Below are 21,377 nucleotides of genomic sequence, written 5' to 3'. Positions count from 1 at the left end.
CCCGGTGCCACCCAGCCGCCCGGTCAGCGGTCCTCCCGGGGCTGCTCACGGGTGAGGTGGAGCAGCCACTGGTCGCCGCCGGTGTGGATGAGCGCGTAGCGGCGTACGCCGTCGCGTCCGTGCAGCGAGAACAGCAGCCGCCTCTCGGTGCGGTCGTGCTCCTCCCAGGTCCCGTCGTCGGCGATGGACTTGTGCTCGTCGGTGAAGTCGACGTGGTCGAGGCCGTGGTCGTCGACCGCGATGGCCAGCCGGTCGTGTCCGCTGTCCTCGGGCAGGCCCCTGGGCACCGCCCAGCTGCGCAGCACCCCGCCCTCCTCGAGCCGCAGGTCGAAGTGCGGCCGCGGCCGCCGGTGGTCGTGGAGCACGAAGCGCCTCTCCCCTGTCATGGCCCCGACCCTGCCACGCGACCGGCCCGACATGGCTCGACTGGGCGTGACAGGGCGTGACCAGCGGACGGGCAGGATGGGCGCGTGCCCGAGGGAGACAGCGTCTGGAAGCTCGCCCGGCGCCTGGACCGGCAGCTGGTGGGCCGCAGGGTCGTGCGCTCGGACTTCCGGGTGCCGCGGCTCGCGACGCGCGACGTCTCGGGACGGACCGTCGTGGGGCACGACACCCACGGCAAGCACCTGCTGACCCGGCTCGCCGCGCTGGACGGCTCTCCCCCGGCGACCCTGCACAGCCACCTGCGCATGGACGGCTCGTGGACGACGACCGGACCGGGCAAGCGTCTGCCCGCGCGGGTCCAGGGCGACGTCCGGCTGGTGCTGGCGCTCGACGACGGACGGACGACCCACGGGATCAAGCTGCACGACCTCGACCTCGTGCCCACCACGGACGAGCACCTCCTCGTCGGCCACCTCGGGCCGGACCCGCTGCGCGCGGACTGGGACGCCGCCGAGGCCGTCCGTCGCCTGTCCGCCGACCCCGCGCTCCCTCTCGTCAGCGCCCTGCTCGACCAGCGGCTGATGGCCGGGCTCGGCAACCTCTGGGCCAACGAGCTGGCGTTCCTGACGGGGGTCAGCCCCTGGACGCCGATCGGCGACGTCGACGTCGTGCGGCTGGTGGACCGGGCGGCGACGATGCTGCACCACTCCGCGACCGTGCCTCAGGCCTACCAGGTGACGACCGGGTCGATGTGGCCCGGGACGGACCACTGGGTGACGGGCCGTCAGCGCCGAGGGTGCCTGCGCTGCGGCACGGCCGTCCGGGTCGTCGCCGAGGTGCCCGGCGACGCCGGCAACCGGCGTACGTGGTGGTGTCCCCGCTGCCAGCCCGGCCCTGGCCCCGAGGCCCGGCGGCGCTCCCTCGGCGTGGCCTGACCGTCCGCCGCGTCAGGCCCCGACGTACGTCGCGAGGTGCTGGCCCGTGAGCGTGGACCCGTCGGCCACCAGCGCCGCAGGAGTGCCCTCGAAGACCACGTTGCCCCCGTCGTGCCCGGCGCCGGGTCCCAGGTCGATGACCCAGTCGGCGTGCGCCATCACCGCCTGGTGGTGCTCGATGACGATGACCGACCTGCCCGACTCCACCAACCGGTCGAGGAGACCGAGCAGGTTGGCCACGTCGGCGAGGTGGAGCCCCGTCGTGGGCTCGTCGAGGATGTAGACGTCGCCCTTCTCGGCCATCTGGGTGGCCAGCTTGAGGCGCTGGCGCTCGCCCCCGGACAGGGTCGTGAGCGGCTGTCCCAGGCTGAGGTAGCCGAGCCCGACGTCACGGAGCCGGTCGAGGACCTTGTGCGCCGCCGGGGTCCTCGCCTCGCCGTCGGCGAAGAACTGCTCCGCCTCGGTGACCGACATGGCGAGCACCTCGGCGATGTCCTTGCCGCCGAAGGTGTACTCCAGCACGGAGGCCTGGAACCGCCGCCCCTCGCACTCCTCGCAGGGCGACTCGACCGTGGCCATCACCCCGAGCTCGGTGAAGATCACCCCGGCGCCGTTGCAGGTCGGGCAGGCGCCCTCGGAGTTGGAGCTGAAGAGTGCCGGCTTGACCCCGTTGGCCTTGGCGAAGGCCTTGCGGATCGGCTCGAGCAGTCCGGTGTACGTCGCGGGGTTGCTGCGGCGCGAGCCCTTGATGGCGCCCTGGTCGACGACCACCACCCCGTCGCGGCCGGCCACCGAGCCGTGGATCAGGGAGCTCTTGCCCGAGCCGGCCACCCCGGTGACCACGCAGAGCACGCCGAGAGGGATGTCGACGCTGACGTGCTTGAGGTTGTGGGTCGAGGCGCCCTCGACGGAGAGCTGCCCGGACGGGGTGCGTGGCTCTTCCTTGAGCGTCGCCCGGTCGTCGAGGTGGCGGCCGGTGACGGTGTCGCTGCCTCGCAGGTCCTCGACGGTGCCCTCGAAGCAGACCTCACCGCCCGCCGTGCCGGCGGCGGGACCGAGGTCGACGACGTGGTCGGCGATGGCGATCGTCTCCGGCTTGTGCTCCACGACGAGCACGGTGTTGCCCTTGTCGCGCAGCTGCAGGAGGAGCTGGTTCATCCGCTCGATGTCGTGGGGGTGCAGCCCGATCGTGGGCTCGTCGAAGACGTAGGTGACGTCAGTGAGCGACGACCCGAGGTGCCGGATCATCTTGGTGCGCTGGGCCTCTCCCCCGGAGAGGGTGCCCGCGGGCCGGTCCAGCGAGAGGTAGCCGAGGCCGATCTCGGTGAACGAGTCGAGCAGGTGCTGCAGGCCCCTGAGGAGCGGGGCGACCGACGGCTCCTCGAGCCCACGGACCCAGTCGGCGAGGTCGCTGATCTGCATCTGGCAGAGCTCGGCGATGTTCTTGCCCTCGACCTTCGACGAGAGCGCCTCGCGGGTGAGGCGGGTCCCGTCGCACTCGGGGCAGGTCTGGAAGGTCACCGCGCGCTCGACGAAGCGGCGCACGTGCGGCTGCATCGCCTCGGGGTCCTTGGACAGCATCGACTTCTGGATCTTGGGGATGATGCCGTCGAAGGTGAGGTTGATGCCCTCCACCTTGATCTTGGTCGGCTCGGCGTAGAGCATCGTGTCGAGCTGCTTTGTGGTGAACGAGGAGATCGGCTTGTCCATCGGCAGTCCGACGCCCTCGAAGAGCCGGCCGTACCACCCGTCCATCGAGTAGCCCGGGATCGTCAGAGCCCCCTCGCTGAGCGACTTCGACTCGTCGTACAGCGCGGTCAGGTCGATGTCGCTGACGTTGCCCATGCCCTCGCAGCGTGGGCACATCCCGCCGAGGTAGACGGCGTCCTTGACCACCTTCTTCTCGGTGCGACCGGCCTTCTCCGTGCTCATCACGCCGCCGGCCCGGCGCGTGGGCACGTTGAAGGAGAAGGCCGTCGGCGGGCCGACGTGGGGGGTGCCGAGGCGGCTGAAGAGGATGCGCAGCATCGCGTTGGCGTCGGTGGCGGTGCCGACCGTCGAGCGCGGGTTGGCGCCCATCCGCTCCTGGTCGACGATGATCGCGGTGGTCAGCCCCTCGAGGAAGTCCACCTCGGGCCTGGCGAGACTGGGCATGAAGCCCTGCACGAACGCGCTGTAGGTCTCGTTGATCATCCGCTGGGACTCGGCCGCGATGGTCGCGAAGACCAGCGAGCTCTTGCCCGAGCCGGAGACGCCGGTGAAGACCGTCAGGCGCCGCTTGGGCAGCTCGACGCTGACGTCCTTGAGGTTGTTCTCCCGCGCGCCCTGCACGCGGATCAGGTCGTGGCTGTCTGCTGCGTGCGCCCCGGTCGTGGCCATGTCCGTCCGTCCCTCCGTAGGACCGCCCCCGCGGTCGCCCTCACGTGTGGGTCGATCCAACCAGAACCCGCGGACACCCCGCGTCCTCGTTCTCCCGGACCCCTACCCTCCACGCATGGGTACGACGCACGGTGGCGGCACGTCGCACGCCGTCGTGGCCGGAGTCGTGACCGCGCTCGTCGGGTTCACGTCCTCCTTCGCGGTGCTCCTCACGGGCCTGACCGCCGTGGGTGCGTCGCCGCAGCAGGCCGCGTCGGGCCTCGCGGTCCTCTCGGTCACCATGGGTCTCGGCTGCGTGGTCCTGTCGCTGCGCCACCGGATCCCGGTGACGATGGCGTGGTCGACCCCGGGCGCCGCGCTGCTGGCCGGTGCCGCCGTGCCGGCCGCGGGATGGGGCGGTGCCGTCGGCGCCTTCGGGTTCGCCGGGGCGCTCTACCTGCTCACGGCGGTCGTGAAGCCGCTCGGGACCTGGGTCGGCAGGATCCCGCCGGCCATCGCCAGCGGCATGCTCGCGGGGGTGCTGCTGACCCTGTGCGTGGCCCCGTTCCGGGCCCTGGCCGACGACCCGGCAGCGATCGCTCCCGTCCTGCTGACCTGGCTGGTCCTGCTGCGCGTGGCGCGGCGCTGGGCCGTTCCCGGCGCGCTCGTCGCGGCCGGTGTGGTCGTCGCCGTGGCCGGTCGCCCGCTGCCGGAGGGCTCGCTGCTCCCCACCCTGACGTGGACCAGCCCGGTGCTGGACGCGGGCGCGGTGGTCGCGCTGGGCGTGCCGCTCTACCTGGTCACCATGACCGGGCAGAACATCCCGGGTGTCGCCGTGCTGGACTCCTTCGGCTACCGCGCCCCGCTGCGCCAGGCGCTCGGGTGGGCGGGGGTCGCCACGGTCGCTACCGCACCGGCGGGCGGCTACAGCATCAACCTGGCCGCCATCTCCGCGGCCCTGGCCGCCGGGCCCGAGGCCGGTCCCGACCGAGACCGGCGGTGGATCGCCGGCGTGGCCTGCGGGGCGTCGTACCTGTGCCTGGCACCCCTGTCCGTCCTGGTGACCTCGCTCAGTGAGGCCGCCCCGGACGGCGTCCTCACTGCCGTCGCCGGCGTCGCGCTCATCGGCACCTTCGCCGCCGCGGCGACCTCGGCCCTGGCGCAGCCGCGGCACCGCGAGGCGGGCGCGGTGACCTTCCTGGTCGCAGCGTCCGGGCTCTCCTTCGCCGGGGTGAGCCCCGCGTTCTGGGCCCTGGTGGTCGGCGGGTTGGTGCTCGCCGTCACGACGGCCGGAGGCCAGCGCGTGATCACGCCTCCTCGGGGTGAGGCGGCCCCCCGACCCGGGTGACAGGGTCGGGTCATGACCACCCACGACGACCAGCTCGCCACCGTCACCGAGATCATGCGCGACACCCGGATCGCGGTGCTGACCCATCTCTCCCCCGAGGGCGACCTGGTGTCCCTGCCCATGGGGACCCAGGACTTCGAGCACCCCTCGACGGTCTGGTTCCTCACCGAGCGGCACACCCACAAGGTGCACGCCCTCACCGCCGACCCTCGGGTCAACGTCTCCTACTCGAGCAAGTCCGGGTGGGTCTCGCTCAGCGGCACCGCGCGCGTCAACGAGGACCGCGACAAGCTCCGCGAGCTCTGGGACGCCTCGGCGGGCATCTTCATGTCCGGTGGCCCGGACGATGCGGACAACGTGCTGCTCGAGGTCAGCGGCGTGACCGCGGAGTACTGGGAGTCGCCCGGGAAGGTCGCGATGGCCGTCGGCCTGGTCAAGGGCCTGGTGTCGGACGCCGAGCCCGACCTCGGCGACAACGACACGGTCACCCTGTGACGCTCAAGCACGGTCACGCTGTGATACCCGGGTGACCGACCACCTGGAGACACCCGAGGAGTTCCACGCCCGCGTCGCCGCGGCGACCGACGACGAGGGCAGGCTGCCCGTCGCCGTCAGCGAGATGCCGGGATGGGACATCTTCCCGTTCGAGATCGACTCGTTGCGGGTCAAGCCGTTGCACCCGCTCGCCGACGCGGAGCCGCCGCGCCGCGGTGAGGACCCCGGCGAGTGCTGGTGCGCCGGGTCGGGCGGGGATGACCCGGAGCGGACCCTGTGGAGCAACGAGCGCTGGGTGGCCCTCCTCGACACCAGGATGCGGCTCCCGGTCGCGGTGACCCTGCTCCCCCGCGCGCACCACGACCTGACGGACCTCCCCGACGAGCTCGCCGGCGAGATGGGTCGACTGGTCGTCGCGCTCTCCGCCGCGATCGAGTCGCTGCCCGGCGTCGGCCGCGCCCAGGTGGCCAAGTACGGCGACGGAGGAGCGCACCTCCACCTCCTCCTCATGGGTCGCCCCGCGCGGATGCTCCAGCTGCGGGGCTCACCGCTCCTGGACTGGGAGGAGAACCTGCCCGCCGTCCCGCTCGAGGTGCACCGCGCGCACGGTGCCCACGTCGGGGCACGGCTCGTCGAGCGGCTGGGCGGAACCGGACCGTCCTGGTCCTGAGCCGGGCCGCAGGACGGGTATCAGGAGCCGCCGGGCGGCCTCCGCGCAGGTGGGAGGTCTCGCCACCCGGTGTGACCACTCCCGATGACCCGAACGGGTCATCTTCATACCGCATACGGCGTGTTCGCACGCTGATCGCGTCAGGACGCCGCGCTTCGCGTGTCACGGTGATGACACGTCAGCAACCTCAGCCAGGAGCAGCACCATGTGGGACACCGTCGACACCAGCGGAACGCACCTCTCGCACGACATGCCGTGCACGGGGTGCGGCCACGCCGCGCACAGCTACCTGCCCTGCTCGGACGCCTGCAGCTGCGTCCAGGGCCGGGTGCTCGCCGGCGCTCGTCGCTGACGCCCCCGGACCGGACGACGCGGCCCGCTGACCCGCTGCGTCGTCAGTCCCCCAGGGTGTAGTCCGCGACCTTGGTGAGCCGCGGTGCGTCGTGGTCGCCGTCGACGACCTTGCCACTGACCCACCACATCCGCAGCGACCGCGGCGCCAGCTCGAGGAACGCGAGGTTGTTGTCGAACCACGGCCCCTCGGCGTACTTCCAGGTGATCGGGCTGTTCGGCACCTTCGTCGACCTCGACGCCAGCCGGCCCAGCGGACCGGCCACGCCGTAGCTGAGCACCGCCGTCGCGAAGCGCATGTTGCGCGAGAGCGGGTTGCGGATCGGTGAGCAGACCGCCTGGATCAGGTGGCTGCGCAACGCCGGGCTGCGCCGCGCCGTACGCCGTGACAGCCGGGCCTCGCTGACGTAGCTGTGGTGCACGTCGCCGGACAGGAACGCCACGCTGACCGGCGCCCGGCCACGCTGACCGGTCGCGACCTCGATGGCCATCTCGGCCACCTTGCGGAAGCTGTCCTGGAACGCCGCCCAGTGCTCGAGGTCCACGAGCTGGCGGGCCCACTCCCCCACGCCGGCCCCGCGCCGCCCCCACGCCCCGGCCGCCATCGCCTCGCCGGCGGCCTCGAGGTGGTGCAGGCCGCGGGCGAGCATGAAGGGCAGCGAGGTGCCGATGAGCAGGTGGTCGACGTCGCCGCGCAGGTGCTCGTCGAGCCAGGCCAGCTCGTCGGGGTCCAGCAGCGCCCGCTCGTCGGGGTCGAGGACCCGGGCGGCGCGGGAGTCCACCACGACGAGGCGGGCCTGGTCGTCGAAGTCGCGGGCGTAGCTCCACCGGTACGTCGTCGGCTGCTGGTCCACCCGGTCGGCGAACGCGTCCAGCACGTCGGTGAGGTCCAGCTCGTCGTCGCCCTCGTGCTCGAGGACCCGGCGCCAGATCTCGTCCTCGAGGCGCGCCTCGGGCGAGAGGTTGCCGAGGTGCTGGTAGACCCAGTACGACGCCAGCCCGGCCACGATGCGCCCGTGCCACCACGAGGTGGCCTCCATCTCGTCGCGCCACGCCTGCGAGGTGTTCCAGTCGTCGCGGATGTCGTGGTCGTCGAAGATCATCGCGGACGGCAGCGTGGACAGCAGCCAGCGGTTGGTGTCGTCGGTCCACGCCAGCGAGTAGAGGTGGGCGTACTCCTCGTAGTCCTTCAGCTCGGTCCACGGGGGCTGCTCGATGTCGCGCCGGGCGCTGATGAACTCGCGCATCGCGTCGGTGGTCTCGTCGGCGTAGACCTGGTCGCCGAGGAAGAGCACCAGGTCCGGCCACCGCGGCTCGGCCAGGTCGGGGTCCTCGTCGTGCGCCGGCGCCACCCCGCCCATCCGCAGCGCATAGGTGCGCAGGGCGTCGATCCCGTGGGTCCTGTTGCCCTTCTCGTCGTGGGTGACCGAGGTGCGGCACGAACCGAAGGCCATCCGCAACGGCTTCCCCGGCACCAGCGTCGCGATCACCGGGTCCGGCAGCGTGGAGCCCTCGGGGGGCCACACCGGACGGTCGTCGATGGAGACGGTGTACGGCGCGCGCGAGCCCGGCTCGAGGCCGTCCAGCTCCACGAGGGCGTAGTGGTGCCCGTGCACGGCGAAGGTGGACGCCGACCAGGTCCGGCCGTCGCACGTCACGGAGACCCGCGAGTGCTCGCGGGTCTCGACCCACACGGAGGCGGACGTCGCGTCGACGTACCGCAGCAGGGGGCCGACCACCAGATCGGCCGAGGTGGCGGTCATCTCACGGCTCCAGCAGGACCTTGATGGCGCGACGCTCGTCCATCGCGCGGTAGCCCTCCGGCGACTGCTCCATCGGCAGGGTCATGTCGAAGACCAGGCCCGGGTCGATGGCGCCGCTGAGCGTGAGCTCCAGCAGCTCGGGGAGGTACTTGCGGACCGGCGCCATGCCCCCGGCGAGCCCGATGTTGCGCTGGAACATCCGGCGCACGGGGAGCTCGACGCCGTGCGGCACGCCGACGAAGCCGACGGTCGAGCCGGGACGGGCGACCGAGAAGGCCTGGGTGATCGAGCCGTCGGTGCCCACGCACTCCAGGACGGCGTCGGCGCCCACGCCGTCGGTCAGCTCGGCGATCCGCGCGGCCCCCTCCTCGCCCCGCTCGGCCACGATGTCGGTCGCCCCGAAGCGACGGGCGATCTCCTGGCGCGGCTCGTGGCGCGACATCGCGATCACGCGCTCGGCGCCGAGCTGGGCCGCGGCGAGGACGCCGCACAGGCCGACGGCGCCGTCACCGACGACCACGGCCGTGCTCCCCCGGGTGACACCGGCGGAGACCGCCGCGTGCCAGCCGGTGGCCATCACGTCGGACAGCGTCAGCAGCGAGGGGTACAGCGAGCGGTCCGGCATCCCGTCGGTCTTGACCAGCGAGCCGTCCGCCTGGGTGACCCGGGCGTACTCCGCCTGGCCACTGCGGGTGAAGCCGAGGTTGACGCAGCCCGAGTGCGCCCCGGCCCGGCAGTGCACGCAGGTGTTGTCGCAGTGGTCGAAGGGCACGATGACGAAGTCGCCGGCCCGGAAGCCGCTGACCTCGCTGCCGACCTCCTCCACGACGCCGATGCACTCGTGGCCGATGGTGTCACCCGCGGTGACGTCGTTGGCCCCGCGGTAGGGCCACAGGTCGGAGCCGCAGATGCAGCCGGCGACCACCTTGACGATCGCGTCGGTAGGAGCCTCGATGGTCGGGTCGGGGACGTCCTCGACACGGATGTCGCCGGGGGCGTGGATGGTCGTTGCGCGCATGTCGCCGATCCTTGCACGCCTCGCGAGGACCACGCCGACACGGCTTTGCACGAGTGTTGTCGTATCTCATATCTGAGATACCGTGGTCGGCATGGAGACCGACTACAAGGGACGCATCGGCAACCTGATCCGGGACGCCCGCAAGCACCGCGGGCTCACCCAGCACCAGCTCGCCGAGCTCCTGGCCACCAGCCAGAGCGCCATCAACCGCATCGAGAAGGGTCACCAGAACCTCTCCCTCGAGATGCTGGCCCGCATCGGCGCCGCACTCGACTCCGAGATCGTCGCCCTGGGCGCCGGTCCCACCCACCTGCGCGTCAATGGCCCCACCACGCTGTCCGGCTCGATCGCCGTCAAGACCTCCAAGAACGCCGGTGTCGCGCTGCTGTGCGCCTCGCTGCTCAACCGCGGGCGTACGACGCTGCGCAAGGTCGCGCGCATCGAGGAGGTCAACCGGCTGCTCGAGGTGCTGAACTCCCTCGGCGTCCAGACGCGCTGGCTCAACGAGCAGAACGACCTGGAGATCATCCCGCCCGCCGACCTCAACCTCGTCGCGATCGACGAGGCGGCCGCACGGCGTACCCGCTCGGTGATCATGTTCCTCGGCCCCCTGCTGCACCGCTACGACGAGTTCGAGCTCCCCTACGCCGGCGGCTGCAACCTCGGCGAGCGCACGGTCGAGCCGCACATGTCGGCCCTGCGTCCCTTCGGGCTCGAGGTCAAGGCCACCGAGGGCAGCTACCACGCGACGGTCAACCGGGCCGTCGAGCCGGAGCGCCCGATCGTGCTCACCGAGCGCGGCGACACGGTCACCGAGAACGCCCTGATGGCCGCCGCCCTGTACCCGGGCACCACCGTCATCCGCAACGCCTCGTCCAACTACATGGTCCAGGACCTGTGCTTCTACCTGCGCAAGCTCGGCGTGCAGATCGAGGGTGTCGGCAGCACGACCCTGCGGGTCACCGGGTGCGAGACGATCGACGTGGACGTCGACTACGCCCCCTCCGAGGACCCGATCGAGGCGATGTCGCTGCTCGCGGCCGCCATCGTGACCCGCTCCTCGATCACCATCCAGCGCGTCCCGATCGAGTTCCTCGAGATCGAGCTCGCGACCCTGGAGGAGATGGGCTTCCGCTACGACCGGACCGCGGAGTACGTCGCCAACAACGGCGAGACCCGCCTGGTCGACATCACCACGCACCCCTCCGAGCTGCGGGCGCCCCTGGACAAGATCCACCCGATGCCGTTCCCCGGCCTCAACATCGACAACCTGCCGTTCTTCGCGGTCATCGCCGCGGTGGCGGAGGGCCAGACCCTGCTCCACGACTGGGTCTACGAGAACCGCGCCATCTACCTCACCGAGCTCAACAAGCTCGGCGCGCAGGTCAAGCTGCTCGACCCGCACCGGGTGCTGATCGAGGGCCCGACCCACTTCTCCGGTGCGGAGATCGTCTGCCCGCCCGCCCTGCGACCGGCGGTGGTGATCCTGCTGGCGATGCTCGCCTCCAAGGGCACCTCGGTGCTGCGGTCGACGTACGTCATCCACCGCGGCTACGAGGACCTCGCCGAGCGGCTCAACCTGCTGGGCGCCAACATCGAGACGTTCAGGGACATCTGACCGAGCAGCGGGGCGCGAGGTACGAGCGTCCCGCGTGGGCTCGGTCAGATCGAGCAAGCCCGGGACCGAGGAACGAGGTCCCGACGGGGGGTCGAAATCTCGGCGAGCAGGGGCGCGAGGTACGAGCGTCCCGCGTGGGCTCGGTCAGATCGAGCAAGCCCGGGACCGAGGAACGAGGTCCCGACGGCGCGTCGAAATCTCGGCGCGCAGCCCGCTCAGTCGAAGATCGTCTCCACCCACGCCCTCGACCGCTTCGTCGCGGCCGGGGGCGCGGTCATGTCCGGGGTGATCCGGGGCAACGGTGCCGTCTGGGTGGCCGAGCCGGCGTGCCAGTCGGTCTCGGCCTCGACGAGGGTGCCCAGGTCGGCACGGTCGAGGAAGACGCCGTGCCCCTCGGGGCACTGGTGGACGGTGGCGAGGCCCAGCGAGCGCTCGCGCATCTCGGTCCCGCAACGCGGGCAGGGAAGGGGCTCCATTCCTTAGACGGTACTCCCGGTGGGGCCCATACTGCTCGCGTGACACGGCCCGAGCCCCGCGCCCGCCCCCGGGTGCTCGCCTTCGCCCACCGAGGTGGCGCCTACCACCCGGAGGTGGAGGGCCTCGAGAACACCTTGGCGGCCTTCCGCCACGCGGTCTCGCTGGGCTACCGCCACCTCGAGACCGACGTGCACGTCACCCGCGACGGCGTCCTGCTGGCCTTCCACGACACCGTGCTCGACCGGGTCACCGATCGCGTCGGCTCGATCGCCGAGACGTCGTACGCCGACGTCCAGCAGGCCCTGATCGGCGGTCGTGAGCGGGTCCCGACGCTGGCCGAGCTCTTCGACGCCTTCCCCGACGCCCACTTCAACATCGACCTCAAGTCCCACGGCGCGGTGGAGGCGCTGGCGGCGTTCCTCGACGAGCGCGAGGCCTGGGACCGGGTCGTCGTCGGCTCCTTCTCCATCCGCCGCATGCACGCCTTCCGCCGCCGCACCGCCGGGCGGGTGGCGACCTCCGCGCACCCCCTCGAGGTCGCGGCGTACGTCGTGCTCCCCAGCGCCCGGCTCGTGCGCCGCGTGACCCGGGACCAGCCCCGCGCGCTCCAGGTACCGCACCGTCGAGGCCGCCTGGTCGTGGTCTCCCCCGGGCTGGTCCGACGCGCCCACGCCAACGGGCTCGACGTCCACGTGTGGACCATCGACGACCCGTCCGAGATGCACGAGCTGCTCGACCGTGGTGTCGACGGCCTGATGACCGACCGCACCGACATACTCAGGGACGTGCTGCGCAGCCGTGGCCTGTGGGAGGAACCATCGTGACCAACCCTGACGTGCCCGTCGGCGTCGCCGACCTGCGTCCCCTGGCCCAGGAGCGCGAGCAGAAGGCCTGGTACTGGTACGACTGGGCCAACAGCGCCTACGTCACCACCATCGCCACGGTGCTGCTCGCGCCGTACCTCATCGCCATCGCCGAGGAGGCCGCGGTCGACGACCGGATCAGCGTGCTCGGGCTCTCGGTGGCCCCGGGGTCGCTGCCGTCGTACCTCGTGACCTTCTCCACGATCCTCTCGGCCCTGATCCTGCCGCCGCTCGGCGCGATGATGGACCGCACCGAGAAGAAGAAGCAGTGGCTGGCCGGCTTCGCCTGGACCGGGGCGGGATTCGCCTCGCTGCTGTGGTTCTGCCGGGGCGAGAACTGGCAGATCGGCGCGGTCGCGGTGATCGGCGCCAACCTGTGCCTGGCCGCGTCGATGGTGGTCAACGACTCCATCCTGCCGCTGATCTCCGACGAGGCCAACCGCGACCGTGTCTCCTCGCGAGGCTGGGCGTGGGGCTACCTCGGCGGCGGGCTGCTGCTGGCCGTCAACCTCGCCGTCGTCACGATCCTGCCGTTCGGGCTCAGCACCGGCGACGCCGCGCGGCTGTGCATGCTGTCCGCCGCGATCTGGTGGGCCGGCTTCACGATCATCCCGTTCGTCCGGTTGAACAACCACCCGCCGACCAACGTCGAGCCCGCGGAGGGCAACGTCGTGGCGCGCAGCTTCGGCCAGCTCGCCCAGACGTTGCGTGACATGCGCAACTACCCGATGGCGCTGACCTTCCTGGTCGCCTACCTGTTCTTCAACGACGGGATCCAGACCGTCATCGCCAGCTCCTCGACGTACGGCTCCGAGCAGCTCGGGCACGGTCAGTCGGTGCTGATCGGGACCATCCTGCTGGTGCAGTTCGTCGCGTTCTTCGGCGCGCTCCTCTTCGGGCGGCTGGCCCAGCGCCAGGGCGCCAAGAAGACGATCCTGATGGGGCTCGTCATCTGGATGGTGATCGTCACCGCGGCGCTGTTCCTGCCGGCGGGCAACGTCGCGCTCTTCATGGTCTTCGGCGTGGCGGTGGGCATCGTGCTGGGCGGCACGCAGGCGCTCGCCCGCTCCTACTACTCGCTGCTCATCCCGCGCGGCAAGGAGGCCGAGTACTTCAGCTTCTACCACGCCATGGACCGCGGGACGTCCTGGTTCGGGACGCTCGTCTTCGGCCTCGTCTACCAGTTCACCGACTCCTACCGCCCCGCGATCTTCGCGCTGATCGCCTTCTTCCTCCTCGGTGGCTTCCTCCTCACCCGGGTGGACACCGAGCGCGGCATCCGCGAGGCCGGCAACGCCCTCCCCGGCGTCGTCTGAGGGGACACCCGATCGGGTGGTGGCCCGTACGCATGATTGGTCGGATCTTTGCCCGTCCCGCTACCTTGGGAGGAACAGGGAACGTACGACGCTGCCGAACTGGCGTCACGGATCGTCAATCCGATCGTTCCACTCCCGACTCATTCGGGGTCAGCACACATCATCTGGAGGTGGCTCAATGGCGGAGCGCACGCTACGTGGCGCAAGGCTCGGCGGCCAGAGTTTCGAGGACGAGCGCGGGATCGAGTTCGCAGCCCGACAGCAGGTCGGGTACCGCTGCGAGCAGGGTCACGAGTTCGAGGTCACCATGTCGGTGGAGGCGGACATCCCCGCCATCTGGGAGTGCCCTCGCTGTGGGGCGAAGGCACTCAGCACCGCGGGCATCAAGCCCGAGGAGAAGGCCGAGAAGCCCGCTCGCACGCACTGGGACATGCTCCTGGAGCGGCGGTCGGAGAAGGAGCTCGAGGACATCCTCAAGGAGCGTCTCGAGCTGCTTCGCGGCGGCGAGATCGGCCCGGCGCACCTGCACCGCGCCAATGCCAAGAAGCGCAAGGCGACTGCCTGAGTCAGCACTGCCTGACGGCAGCCGCGGACGACTCAGTCGTCGTCGACCACTTCGCCCCGGACGACGGGCCCTGCGGGGCCCGGTCCGGGGCGTCGTGCGTCTCCGGGGGCGCCACCGGATGCGCCGGGGCTGCCGGGGCCGCCCATGGGGCCGAGGAGCCGGCTGCTGACCACGCGGGTGAGCAGGCGACGCGCAACGGGGCGGGTGACCGGCAGGATCAGCACGATGCCCAGGATGTCGCTCACGAAGCCCGGCGTGAGCATCAAGGTGCCGCCGATCAGGATCAGGCCGGCGTCGGCGAGCTCGCGGGCGGGCATCCGGCCGGTCTGCAGCGCCACGCGCAGCGCCTCCCACGACCGTGCGCCCTCCCGCTTGACGAGCCACGTCCCGAGGATGCTGTCGGCGACGAGCAGCAGGATGGTCCACCACGGTCCGATCACCTGGCCCACCTGGATCAGCACGAAGATCTCGACCAGGGACACGACGATGAAGGCCACGAAGAGCAGCCAGCCGGGGATCCGCACGCGCCTCATCGGGTACGCCGTCCCTGGCGGGCCTGCGACAGCTGGGTGCGGCGTTCGCGCAGCCCCCAGCGGGTGATGAGCCGCAGGGACTCGGAGGCCACCGAGCCGCTCATCTTGGAGTCGCCGCGGACCCGCTCGACGAACTCGATGGGCACCTCCACGACGCGCAGCCCGGCCCGCACGGCGCGGTGGGCGAGGTCGGTCTGGAAGACGTAGCCGGCACTCTGGACGCTGCCCAGGTCGATCTTCTCCAGCGCCTCGCGACGGAAGAGCCGGAAGCCGGCCGTGGCGTCCTTGACGTGGATCCCGAGGAGCAGGCGCACATACAGGTTGCCGCCGCGCGAGAGGGCCTCGCGCGAGCGCGGCCAGTTGACCACCGAGCCGCCGGGCACGTAGCGGGAGCCGATCACCAGGTCGGCGGTGCGCAGCGCGTCGAGCAACCGGTGCAGCTGCTCGGGCTGGTGGGATCCGTCGGCGTCCATCTCCCCGATGACGTCGTAGCCGGCGTCCAGGGCGACCCGGAAGCCGTGGAGGTAGGCCGCCCCGAGCCCCGCCTTCTCGGTGCGGTGCAGCACCCGGACCTGGGGGTCCGTGGCCGCCAGCCGGTCGGCCACCTCGCCGGTGCCGTCCGGCGACCCGTCGTCGACCACGAGGAGGTCGACGCTCGGCTGGGCGGCCCGGAGGCGCCCGACGATCCACTCGAGGTTCTCGACCTCGTTGTAGGTCGGGACCACCATCACGACCCTGCCCAGCCCAGGAGTCATCGGTGGCGTGCTCATGCGGGGACCCGCGCCATCGTCCGTGCCCTTCCGGTCTGTCCCCTGCTGTCGGGGCGTGCGGGACGACGATACGGAACCAGGGCCAGCAGCACGCCGAGAATCGTGACGGCGACCGCGGCGCGTCCCGGCCAGGCGCCCATCCAGACCGCCGGGGTCACCCCGTGGGCGAGGGCCACGTCGGCCACCAGCACGTCCTGGGTGCGGGGCGCCGCGCTCTGCACGACGCTCCCGTCGGGCGCCACGATCCCGGAGACGCCGTTGATCGCGGCCACGACGACGTACCGACCGGTCTCGACGGCCCGTAGCCGGCTGATCTCGAACTGCTGGTCGATCTGCGCGGTGTGGATGAACATCGCGTTGCTGGTCTGCACGGTCACCAGCTCCCCCCCGTTGGCGACCTGGCCGTGCACCACGTCGTCGTAGGCGATGTCGAAGCAGATGGCGTCGGCCACGAGGGCGTCCCCGACGCGCAGCGGCTCGAGGCTGGTGCCCCGGGCCATGTCGCGCGGGATCAGGGCGAGCTGGCCGTAGGTGTCGGGCAGGACGGAGCCGCGGAACGGGATGTACTCCCCGTAGGGGACGGGGTGCCGCTTGGTGTAGCGGTCTCCCCCACCCAGCCGCGGGCGCCACACGATGCCCTGGTTGAGCACCTCGTCGGGCCGCGGCGAGTCGGCCATGCCGCCGACCAGGATGGGGACGCCGATGGCGTCGGAGGCGGCCACGATGCCGGCATTGACGCCGACGTCGGTGAAGGGGTCGACCGCCGTGGAGTTCTCCGGCCACACGACCAGGTCCGGGCGCGGAACTTCGCCCGCCTCGACGTCCGCGGCCAGCTGCTCGGTGAGCGCGACGTGGTTGGCGGTGATCTGGCGGTGCACGGCCGGCACGTCGGTGCCGTCCCCCGGTACGTCGCCCTGGACGGCCGCGACCGTCAGCTCCTCGCCGCGGCTGCTGACGCCGGGAACGGCGGCGTACGAGCCGAGGGACGGCAGCAGGGTCACTGCCGCAAGCCCTCCGACGGCCACCAGCGCCGCCACGCGGCGTCGCAGACGGCTGGTGACCAGCCAGGCGAGGGTGGTGCCGGTGAGCGCGACGAGCAGGCTGACCCCGGTCATGCCGAGCCACGGGATGAGCGGCTGCCACAGGGTGTCGACGGTGGCGTAGGTCAGCCGACCCCAGGGCAGGCCCCCGAAGGGCCACGCCCCGCGCCAGGTCTCGACCGCGACCCACGCGAACGCCGCCCAGACGGGCCAGGCGCGCAGCCGCGTCACGAGCGCCAGGACCATGCCCAGGGGCGCGAAGTAGAGGGCCTGGAAGAACGACAGGGCCACCCAGGCGTCGGTGCCGACGGCCTGCATCCACCACAGCAGCGTGCCCATGAAACCGGCGCCGAAGAGCCAGCCGACCAGCGCACCGTGCCGGACCTTGAGTCCCCGGACGGCCAGGACCAGCACGGCCAGGGCCACCGGCATCAGCACGGCGAGCCCGACCGGCTCGAAGGCCAGGGAGAGCACGACGCCACCCACGAGGGCGGCGAGGCAGCGGAGCATCACGGCTCCACGCTATCCGGACGGGCCACGGCACCGCCGACGCGGCACGCATGCGGCACCCATGCAGGGGGACGGGGGGCTCGCTGACCCTTCGGACCAACCCACGACCGACCGGCTGCCGACAGAGGGAAGTTGTCTACGGAGCCAGCAGGCCCCCCGTATCCACCCTCGTGGTGCGAGACCGACCTCCGTGGACAAGTCGGCTCGGATGCTGGCTTCACACCGGCCCACCGGCCACTCGGACGTCGGTCCGCTGGCCACGATCTGCACAGGCGGACCGTGGAACCCTGTCTCGCCACCGCGAAGGTGTCAACACGGCCTTGACCTGCGCAAATGCGCGAAATCGCAGGTCAGCGACGGGGCCTATACCCACAATCGGGTAGGAAATTTCACTTGCTCGCGGCGTGTCGTCCCAGGACACGCCGACGTCGCGTGGTGGTGCAAGCCGATCAGGCGCGCGAGGGGGGTACGACGACCGTGCCCGTGGCCGTCGTGGCGACCACCGGAGGTTCGAGCAGAGCGGCCGCGCCGGGCGCCTCGTCGGTGGCGGCACCACGGGCGACCACGCGCACCACGAAGTCCATCACCCGGCTGCGGGTGCCCTCCCGCGCGAGCGTCGCGGTGACCTCCAGGACGTCCCCGGCGCGCACCGGCGCGACGAACTGGACGTCTGAGTACGACGCGAACAGGCCCTCGTCGCCGTCGAGCAGGATGCACATCTCGGTGGCCACGTCGCCGAAGAGGCCCAGCGAGTAGGCGCCGTCGACGAGGTTGCCCGCGTAGTGGGCGTGGCTGTAGGGGACGTAGCGACGGTGGGTGACGGTGGTGCCCTCCCGGGAGCCGTCGGTCGGGGTCGAGGAGTCGCTCATGAGGCCTTCCCGTTGGTGACGCGGTGGACGAGGTAGGAGGCGACCTCGCCGGGCGTCGTACCCCGGCTGAAGACGCGGTCGACGCCGAGCTCGTCGGCCATCGTCTCGTCGAAGCGGGGCCCGCCCACCACGAGCAGCGGTCGCTTCGCCGGCGGGTAGGACTCGCGGAAGGCCGCGGACATCTCCCGGGTGTTGAGCAGGTGGGCGTCGCGCTGGGTGACGACCTGGGAGACGAGGACGGCGTCGGCCTTCTCGGTGATCGCGGCGTCGACGAGCTCCGGGACGCTCACCTGGGCGCCGAGGTTGACCACCTTGACCTCGCGGTAGTACTCCAGGCCCTTCTCCCCCGCGAACCCCTTGATGTTGAGGATCGCATCGATGCCGACCGTGTGGGCGTCGGTGCCGATGCACCCGCCCACCACGACCATCCGGCGGCGCAGCGAGCGCTTGATGGCGGCGTTGGCCTCCTTGGGCGTGAGCAGCGGGTAGTCACGCTCGACGACCTCGACGAGGTCGGTGTCGACGAGGTGGTGGACCCGGCCGTAGACGACGAAGAACGTGAAGTCGTCGCCCATCGGCTTGGCGTGCACGACCAGCGCCGGGTCCATGCCCATCTTGTTGGCCAGCTGGGCCGCGGCGCCCTCGGCGACCTTGGAGTGCTTGACCGGCAGCGTGAAGGACAGCTGCACCATGCCGTCGCCGGTGGTGTCGCCGTACGGGCGGACGATGCTCATGCGGGGTCCCCGGGGTGTTGTTCGACGGAGGAGCGCAGCGGAGGAGGCGAAGAACGCCGTGGGGTGAAGGTCATGCGGTGCGGGCCTCGCCTTCCAGGATCTCGGTCGCGGGGTTGTAGTAGTCCGCCGCCTTGCGGGCCACGCCGTCGAGGCCGCGACCCTTGTCGGCGGGGCGCTTCATCAGGCCGAAGGTGCCGTCGGCGATGGCGTCGAGGAGCCCGTTCTGGTGGGCCTTGATGTCCTCGAGCAGACCGATGGACTCGCCGAGGACCTCGCGGGCCCGGGTGTTGATGAAGCCGCCCGGCGTGGGGTGGAAGTCCTCGTGCAGCTTGCCCGCTGCGTCCATGACGTAGCGGACGTTCTGCAGGGCCAGGTCACGGTCGGAGATCCACGGCGTCACGACCGCCTCGGTCATCATCCCGACCAGCAGGATCCCCTGGTCGGTCAGTGCCCCGACCAGGTTGAAGAAGCCGTCGAGCAGGTAGCCGCGGAAGACGTCGCCGGTCATGTGCCGGGTCGGGGGCATCCACTTCAGCGGCGCCTTCGGAAAAAGCTGGCGCGCGAGCAGCGCGTGGGCCAGCTCCAGGCGGAACGAGTCCGGCACCGCCGGGTCGATCTCGAAGGCGTGGCCGAGGCCGAGCTGCCAGTCCTCGAGGCCGGCCTCCTTGGCGAAGTACTCGTTGAGGAGCTGGCTGGTCGTCACCGTGTGGGCGGCCTCGACGGCGTCGGCGGTGGTGAGGTAGTTGTCCTCGCCGGTGTTGATGATGATGCCGGCGCGGGCGTGCACCTGACGGCTGAACCGCTGGTCGACGAAGGTGCGGATCGGGTTGATGTCGCGGAAGAGGATCCCGTACATCGAGTCGTTGAGCATCATGTCGAGTCGCTCGAGGCCGGCCAGCGCGGCGATCTCCGGCATGCACAGGCCCGACGCGTAGTTGGTGAGGCGCACGTAGCGGCCCAGCTCGCGGCTCGTCTCGTCGAGGGCCGCGCGCATCAGGCGGAAGTTCTCCTGGGTGGCGTAGGTGCCGGCGAAGCCCTCGCGGGTCGCGCCCTCGGGCACGAAGTCGAGCAGCGACTGCCCTGTGCTGCGGATCACCGCGATGACGTCGGCGCCCTCGCGCGCCGCCGCCTGGGCCTGCGGGATGTCCTCGTAGATGTCGCCGGTGGCGACGATGAGGTAGATCCACGGCTTGCGCGGGGCGTCGCCGACCTTGGCGATCATCCGCTCCCGCTCGACGCGTCGCCGGTCGATCTGCTTGATCCCGGCGCCCACCGCCTTGCGGGCGGTGCTGCGGGCACGGGTGAGGTCGCGTCCCTCGGGGATGCGGAAGGTCACCGACCCGGCGCTGGCCTTCTGCGCGAGGGTGGTGAGGTCCTCGGCCTCGCCGCGGAGCAGCGCGTCCCAGACGGGGACGGACACGCCGTGCTCGAGGCCGACGTCGGCGCGGACCACGTCGGAGAGCCGGTTGACCCAGGGCGTCCCCTCGCCGTCGGCGCCGCCGAGGCCGGCCAGCCGCAGGGTGGCGCGCTCGACGCTGACGGTCGTGTGCTGCTGCGCGGTGCGGACGATCGGACGCCCGACCTGGCGAGCGAGGGTGCGCGCGCGGCGTACGTCCGCGGCGTCGAGGGTGAGCTTGCCCATCAGAGCCTCCCCTCGAAGAGCCCGCGCACGCCCTCGTGGGCGCGGAGCAGGTCGATCGCGTACGCCGCGTGACCGGGCACGTAGCCGTTGCCGACGATCATCCGCACGTCGGCGGCGAGCCCCTCGGCGCCGAGCGCGGCCGCGCTGAAGCTGGTGGCCATCGAAAAGAAGATCACCGTCCCGCCCTCGGCGGTGGCCAGGATGGCGCCCCCCTCGCACCCGGGGACGTCGACGCACACCACCGTGACGTCGGCCGGCCCGCCGGCCGCGGTGACCGCGTCGCGCAGGGCGATGGGGTCACGGGCGTCCGCCACGACGACCGCGTCGGCCAGCCCGGACGCGCGCAGCCGCTCGGCCTCCGCCTCGGTCGGCACCACGCCGACGGTACGGCGGCACCCGGCGTCGCGTGCCGCGGCCAGGCTCAGGGAGCCCGACTTGCCGCCGCCACCGATCACGGCCACGACGGCCTGCTCGTACTCCGTCACGACGCGCTTCGTCAGCGCCGGGGCGCCGCAGACGTCCATCACGCTGAGGCTCAGCTCGGGGGCGAGGTCGTCGGGCAGGACCGCCGCGATGGACCGTCCGAACAGGATCGCGTAGCCGTCGCACGGCACCTGCTCGCTCGTCCCGTCCCAGGCGGCGAGGCCGTCCTCGATGACGAGCGGGGTCAGGGTGAGGCTCACCAGCGTGGCGACGCGGTCGCCGACGGCGAGGCCGAGGGGCGAGTCGGGGCCGACCTCCTCGACGGTGCCGACGAGCATCCCCCCGGAGCCGGTCTCGGGGTTCTGCATCTTGCCGCGGGTGGCGACGATGTCGAGCACCGCGCGGCGTACTCCGTCGCCGTCGTCGTGGGTGCGCTCGAGCTGGCGGAACGAGGCCGCATCGAGGTTCAGCCGCTCGACGCGGATGCGCACCTCGTCGGGCCACAGCTCGCGCCGGGTGTCGAGGCGCTGGGCGGCCTGCGGGAGCACGACCTGCGCGTCCAGGACTCGGTGAAGACCCGTGGGGTCACTGGTGGCCGCGTGGATCGACAGGGCCGGCGAGGTCGACATGACCGCTTGTTCCTTCGCTGCTTGGTGCATATGACGGGAAATATTGCGGCGCGCCATTGGACTCGC

General features: G+C 71.6%; 21 protein-coding genes. 9 read left to right on the top strand and 12 right to left on the bottom strand.

Features of this window, described 5'->3' with window-relative positions; translation table 11 throughout:
- Window positions 1-23: 23 nt before the first annotated feature.
- On the bottom strand, window positions 24-386 hold the full coding sequence (locus ASG94_RS18030) for a DNA polymerase ligase N-terminal domain-containing protein (protein WP_082624330.1): 363 nt from the start codon (window positions 384-386) through the stop codon (window positions 24-26).
- Window positions 387-470: 84 nt separating this feature from the next.
- On the opposite strand from ASG94_RS18030, the gene ASG94_RS18025 reads away from it, so the two are divergent.
- Window positions 471-1,319 (top strand): DNA-formamidopyrimidine glycosylase family protein, encoded by an 849-nt coding sequence (locus ASG94_RS18025; protein WP_056927865.1) that lies wholly within the window; start codon window positions 471-473, stop codon window positions 1,317-1,319.
- Window positions 1,320-1,331: 12 nt separating this feature from the next.
- Here ASG94_RS18025 and ASG94_RS18020 read toward each other — a convergent pair whose 3' ends face one another.
- Window positions 1,332-3,698, bottom strand: a complete 2,367-nt coding sequence (locus tag ASG94_RS18020; RefSeq protein WP_056927864.1) for an ATP-binding cassette domain-containing protein — start codon at window positions 3,696-3,698, stop codon at window positions 1,332-1,334.
- Window positions 3,699-3,813: 115 nt separating this feature from the next.
- On the opposite strand from ASG94_RS18020, the gene ASG94_RS18015 reads away from it, so the two are divergent.
- The 4 genes from ASG94_RS18015 to ASG94_RS22240 all read left to right on the top strand — a co-directional run bounded on the left by ASG94_RS18015 (window position 3,814) and on the right by ASG94_RS22240 (window position 6,542).
- Window positions 3,814-5,025: a benzoate/H(+) symporter BenE family transporter gene (locus ASG94_RS18015; protein WP_056927863.1), complete on the top strand. Its 1,212-nt coding sequence runs from the start codon at window positions 3,814-3,816 to the stop codon at window positions 5,023-5,025.
- Window positions 5,026-5,037: 12 nt separating this feature from the next.
- Complete coding sequence (locus tag ASG94_RS18010; RefSeq protein ID WP_056927862.1) at window positions 5,038-5,520, top strand: pyridoxamine 5'-phosphate oxidase family protein; 483 nt, start codon at window positions 5,038-5,040, stop codon at window positions 5,518-5,520.
- Window positions 5,521-5,551: 31 nt separating this feature from the next.
- Window positions 5,552-6,190: an HIT family protein gene (locus ASG94_RS18005; protein WP_056927861.1), complete on the top strand. Its 639-nt coding sequence runs from the start codon at window positions 5,552-5,554 to the stop codon at window positions 6,188-6,190.
- Between the two features lie 205 nt (window positions 6,191-6,395).
- Window positions 6,396-6,542, top strand: coding sequence for a hypothetical protein (locus ASG94_RS22240; RefSeq protein ID WP_200958186.1), 147 nt, complete (start codon window positions 6,396-6,398; stop codon window positions 6,540-6,542).
- Between the two features lie 43 nt (window positions 6,543-6,585).
- Here ASG94_RS22240 and ASG94_RS18000 read toward each other — a convergent pair whose 3' ends face one another.
- Window positions 6,586-8,304, bottom strand: coding sequence for an alkaline phosphatase D family protein (locus tag ASG94_RS18000; RefSeq protein WP_056927860.1), 1,719 nt, complete (start codon window positions 8,302-8,304; stop codon window positions 6,586-6,588).
- 1 nt (window position 8,305) lies between these two features.
- Window positions 8,306-9,322 (bottom strand): zinc-dependent alcohol dehydrogenase family protein, encoded by a 1,017-nt coding sequence (locus tag ASG94_RS17995; protein ID WP_056927859.1) that lies wholly within the window; start codon window positions 9,320-9,322, stop codon window positions 8,306-8,308.
- Window positions 9,323-9,413: 91 nt separating this feature from the next.
- On the opposite strand from ASG94_RS17995, the gene ASG94_RS17990 reads away from it, so the two are divergent.
- Window positions 9,414-10,940: a helix-turn-helix domain-containing protein gene (locus tag ASG94_RS17990; RefSeq protein ID WP_056927982.1), complete on the top strand. Its 1,527-nt coding sequence runs from the start codon at window positions 9,414-9,416 to the stop codon at window positions 10,938-10,940.
- 215 nt (window positions 10,941-11,155) lie between these two features.
- Here ASG94_RS17990 and ASG94_RS17985 read toward each other — a convergent pair whose 3' ends face one another.
- Window positions 11,156-11,416 (bottom strand): TFIIB-type zinc ribbon-containing protein, encoded by a 261-nt coding sequence (locus ASG94_RS17985; RefSeq protein ID WP_082624329.1) that lies wholly within the window; start codon window positions 11,414-11,416, stop codon window positions 11,156-11,158.
- A gap of 39 nt (window positions 11,417-11,455) precedes the next feature.
- Here ASG94_RS17985 and ASG94_RS17980 point away from each other — a divergent pair, with 39 nt between their 5' ends.
- The 3 genes from ASG94_RS17980 to ASG94_RS17970 all read left to right on the top strand — a co-directional run bounded on the left by ASG94_RS17980 (window position 11,456) and on the right by ASG94_RS17970 (window position 14,161).
- On the top strand, window positions 11,456-12,241 hold the full coding sequence (locus ASG94_RS17980; protein WP_056927857.1) for a glycerophosphodiester phosphodiesterase: 786 nt from the start codon (window positions 11,456-11,458) through the stop codon (window positions 12,239-12,241).
- Window positions 12,238-13,596 carry an MFS transporter gene (locus ASG94_RS17975; RefSeq protein ID WP_235537321.1) on the top strand — a complete coding sequence of 453 codons (1,359 nt, stop codon included), beginning with the start codon at window positions 12,238-12,240 and terminating at the stop codon, window positions 13,594-13,596. Before ASG94_RS17980 ends, ASG94_RS17975 begins: the two co-directional genes overlap by 4 nt.
- Window positions 13,597-13,774: 178 nt before the next feature.
- Entirely contained in the window at window positions 13,775-14,161 is a 387-nt protein-coding gene (locus tag ASG94_RS17970) for an RNA polymerase-binding protein RbpA (protein ID WP_056889132.1), read from the top strand.
- 32 nt (window positions 14,162-14,193) lie between these two features.
- Here ASG94_RS17970 and ASG94_RS17965 read toward each other — a convergent pair whose 3' ends face one another.
- From ASG94_RS17965 to ASG94_RS17935, 7 genes are all read right to left on the bottom strand, one after another.
- Window positions 14,194-14,694 carry an FxsA family protein gene (locus ASG94_RS17965; protein ID WP_056927856.1) on the bottom strand — a complete coding sequence of 167 codons (501 nt, stop codon included), beginning with the start codon at window positions 14,692-14,694 and terminating at the stop codon, window positions 14,194-14,196.
- Window positions 14,691-15,464, bottom strand: a complete 774-nt coding sequence (locus tag ASG94_RS17960; protein ID WP_056927855.1) for a polyprenol monophosphomannose synthase — start codon at window positions 15,462-15,464, stop codon at window positions 14,691-14,693. The genes ASG94_RS17965 and ASG94_RS17960 overlap by 4 nt, the downstream gene beginning before the upstream one ends.
- Window positions 15,461-17,014, bottom strand: a complete 1,554-nt coding sequence (gene lnt / locus ASG94_RS17955; protein WP_082624327.1) for an apolipoprotein N-acyltransferase — start codon at window positions 17,012-17,014, stop codon at window positions 15,461-15,463. Before lnt ends, ASG94_RS17960 begins: the two co-directional genes overlap by 4 nt.
- Before the next feature lie 449 nt (window positions 17,015-17,463).
- Complete coding sequence (locus ASG94_RS17950) at window positions 17,464-17,883, bottom strand: hotdog domain-containing protein (RefSeq protein ID WP_056927854.1); 420 nt, start codon at window positions 17,881-17,883, stop codon at window positions 17,464-17,466.
- Entirely contained in the window at window positions 17,880-18,617 is a 738-nt protein-coding gene (locus ASG94_RS17945; protein WP_056927853.1) for an OAM dimerization domain-containing protein, read from the bottom strand. The genes ASG94_RS17950 and ASG94_RS17945 overlap by 4 nt, the downstream gene beginning before the upstream one ends.
- A gap of 70 nt (window positions 18,618-18,687) precedes the next feature.
- On the bottom strand, window positions 18,688-20,259 hold the full coding sequence (locus ASG94_RS17940) for a lysine 5,6-aminomutase subunit alpha (RefSeq protein ID WP_056927852.1): 1,572 nt from the start codon (window positions 20,257-20,259) through the stop codon (window positions 18,688-18,690).
- A complete protein-coding gene (locus ASG94_RS17935; RefSeq protein WP_056927851.1) occupies window positions 20,259-21,311 on the bottom strand; it encodes a hypothetical protein in 1,053 nt (350 codons plus the stop codon). Before ASG94_RS17935 ends, ASG94_RS17940 begins: the two co-directional genes overlap by 1 nt.
- Window positions 21,312-21,377 lie beyond the last annotated feature (66 nt).

It is taken from the genome of Nocardioides sp. Soil805 (genome assembly GCF_001429625.1).
Taxonomy (GTDB): domain Bacteria; phylum Actinomycetota; class Actinomycetes; order Propionibacteriales; family Nocardioidaceae; genus Nocardioides.
This window is presented reverse-complemented; position numbering and strand designations above follow the sequence as displayed.

Bases quoted from the DNA above. Each gene is read 5' to 3' on its own strand.
- ASG94_RS17995 (WP_056927859.1), bottom strand. From the start codon at position 9,322: ATGCGCGCAACGACCATCCACGCCCCCGGCGACATCCGTGTCGAGGAC.
- ASG94_RS18010 (WP_056927862.1), top strand. From the start codon at position 5,038: ATGACCACCCACGACGACCAGCTCGCCACCGTCACCGAGATCATGCGC.
- ASG94_RS17940 (WP_056927852.1), bottom strand. From the start codon at position 20,259: ATGGGCAAGCTCACCCTCGACGCCGCGGACGTACGCCGCGCGCGCACC.
- ASG94_RS17985 (WP_082624329.1), bottom strand. From the start codon at position 11,416: ATGGAGCCCCTTCCCTGCCCGCGTTGCGGGACCGAGATGCGCGAGCGC.
- lnt (WP_082624327.1), bottom strand. From the start codon at position 17,014: ATGCTCCGCTGCCTCGCCGCCCTCGTGGGTGGCGTCGTGCTCTCCCTG.
- ASG94_RS18015 (WP_056927863.1), top strand. From the start codon at position 3,814: ATGGGTACGACGCACGGTGGCGGCACGTCGCACGCCGTCGTGGCCGGA.
- ASG94_RS22240 (WP_200958186.1), top strand. From the start codon at position 6,396: ATGTGGGACACCGTCGACACCAGCGGAACGCACCTCTCGCACGACATG.
- ASG94_RS17970 (WP_056889132.1), top strand. From the start codon at position 13,775: ATGGCGGAGCGCACGCTACGTGGCGCAAGGCTCGGCGGCCAGAGTTTC.
- ASG94_RS17990 (WP_056927982.1), top strand. From the start codon at position 9,414: ATGGAGACCGACTACAAGGGACGCATCGGCAACCTGATCCGGGACGCC.
- ASG94_RS17965 (WP_056927856.1), bottom strand. From the start codon at position 14,694: ATGAGGCGCGTGCGGATCCCCGGCTGGCTGCTCTTCGTGGCCTTCATC.
- ASG94_RS17960 (WP_056927855.1), bottom strand. From the start codon at position 15,464: ATGAGCACGCCACCGATGACTCCTGGGCTGGGCAGGGTCGTGATGGTG.
- ASG94_RS18020 (WP_056927864.1), bottom strand. From the start codon at position 3,698: ATGGCCACGACCGGGGCGCACGCAGCAGACAGCCACGACCTGATCCGC.
- ASG94_RS18000 (WP_056927860.1), bottom strand. From the start codon at position 8,304: ATGACCGCCACCTCGGCCGATCTGGTGGTCGGCCCCCTGCTGCGGTAC.
- ASG94_RS17950 (WP_056927854.1), bottom strand. From the start codon at position 17,883: ATGAGCGACTCCTCGACCCCGACCGACGGCTCCCGGGAGGGCACCACC.
- ASG94_RS17945 (WP_056927853.1), bottom strand. From the start codon at position 18,617: ATGAGCATCGTCCGCCCGTACGGCGACACCACCGGCGACGGCATGGTG.
- ASG94_RS17935 (WP_056927851.1), bottom strand. From the start codon at position 21,311: ATGTCGACCTCGCCGGCCCTGTCGATCCACGCGGCCACCAGTGACCCC.
- ASG94_RS18030 (WP_082624330.1), bottom strand. From the start codon at position 386: ATGACAGGGGAGAGGCGCTTCGTGCTCCACGACCACCGGCGGCCGCGG.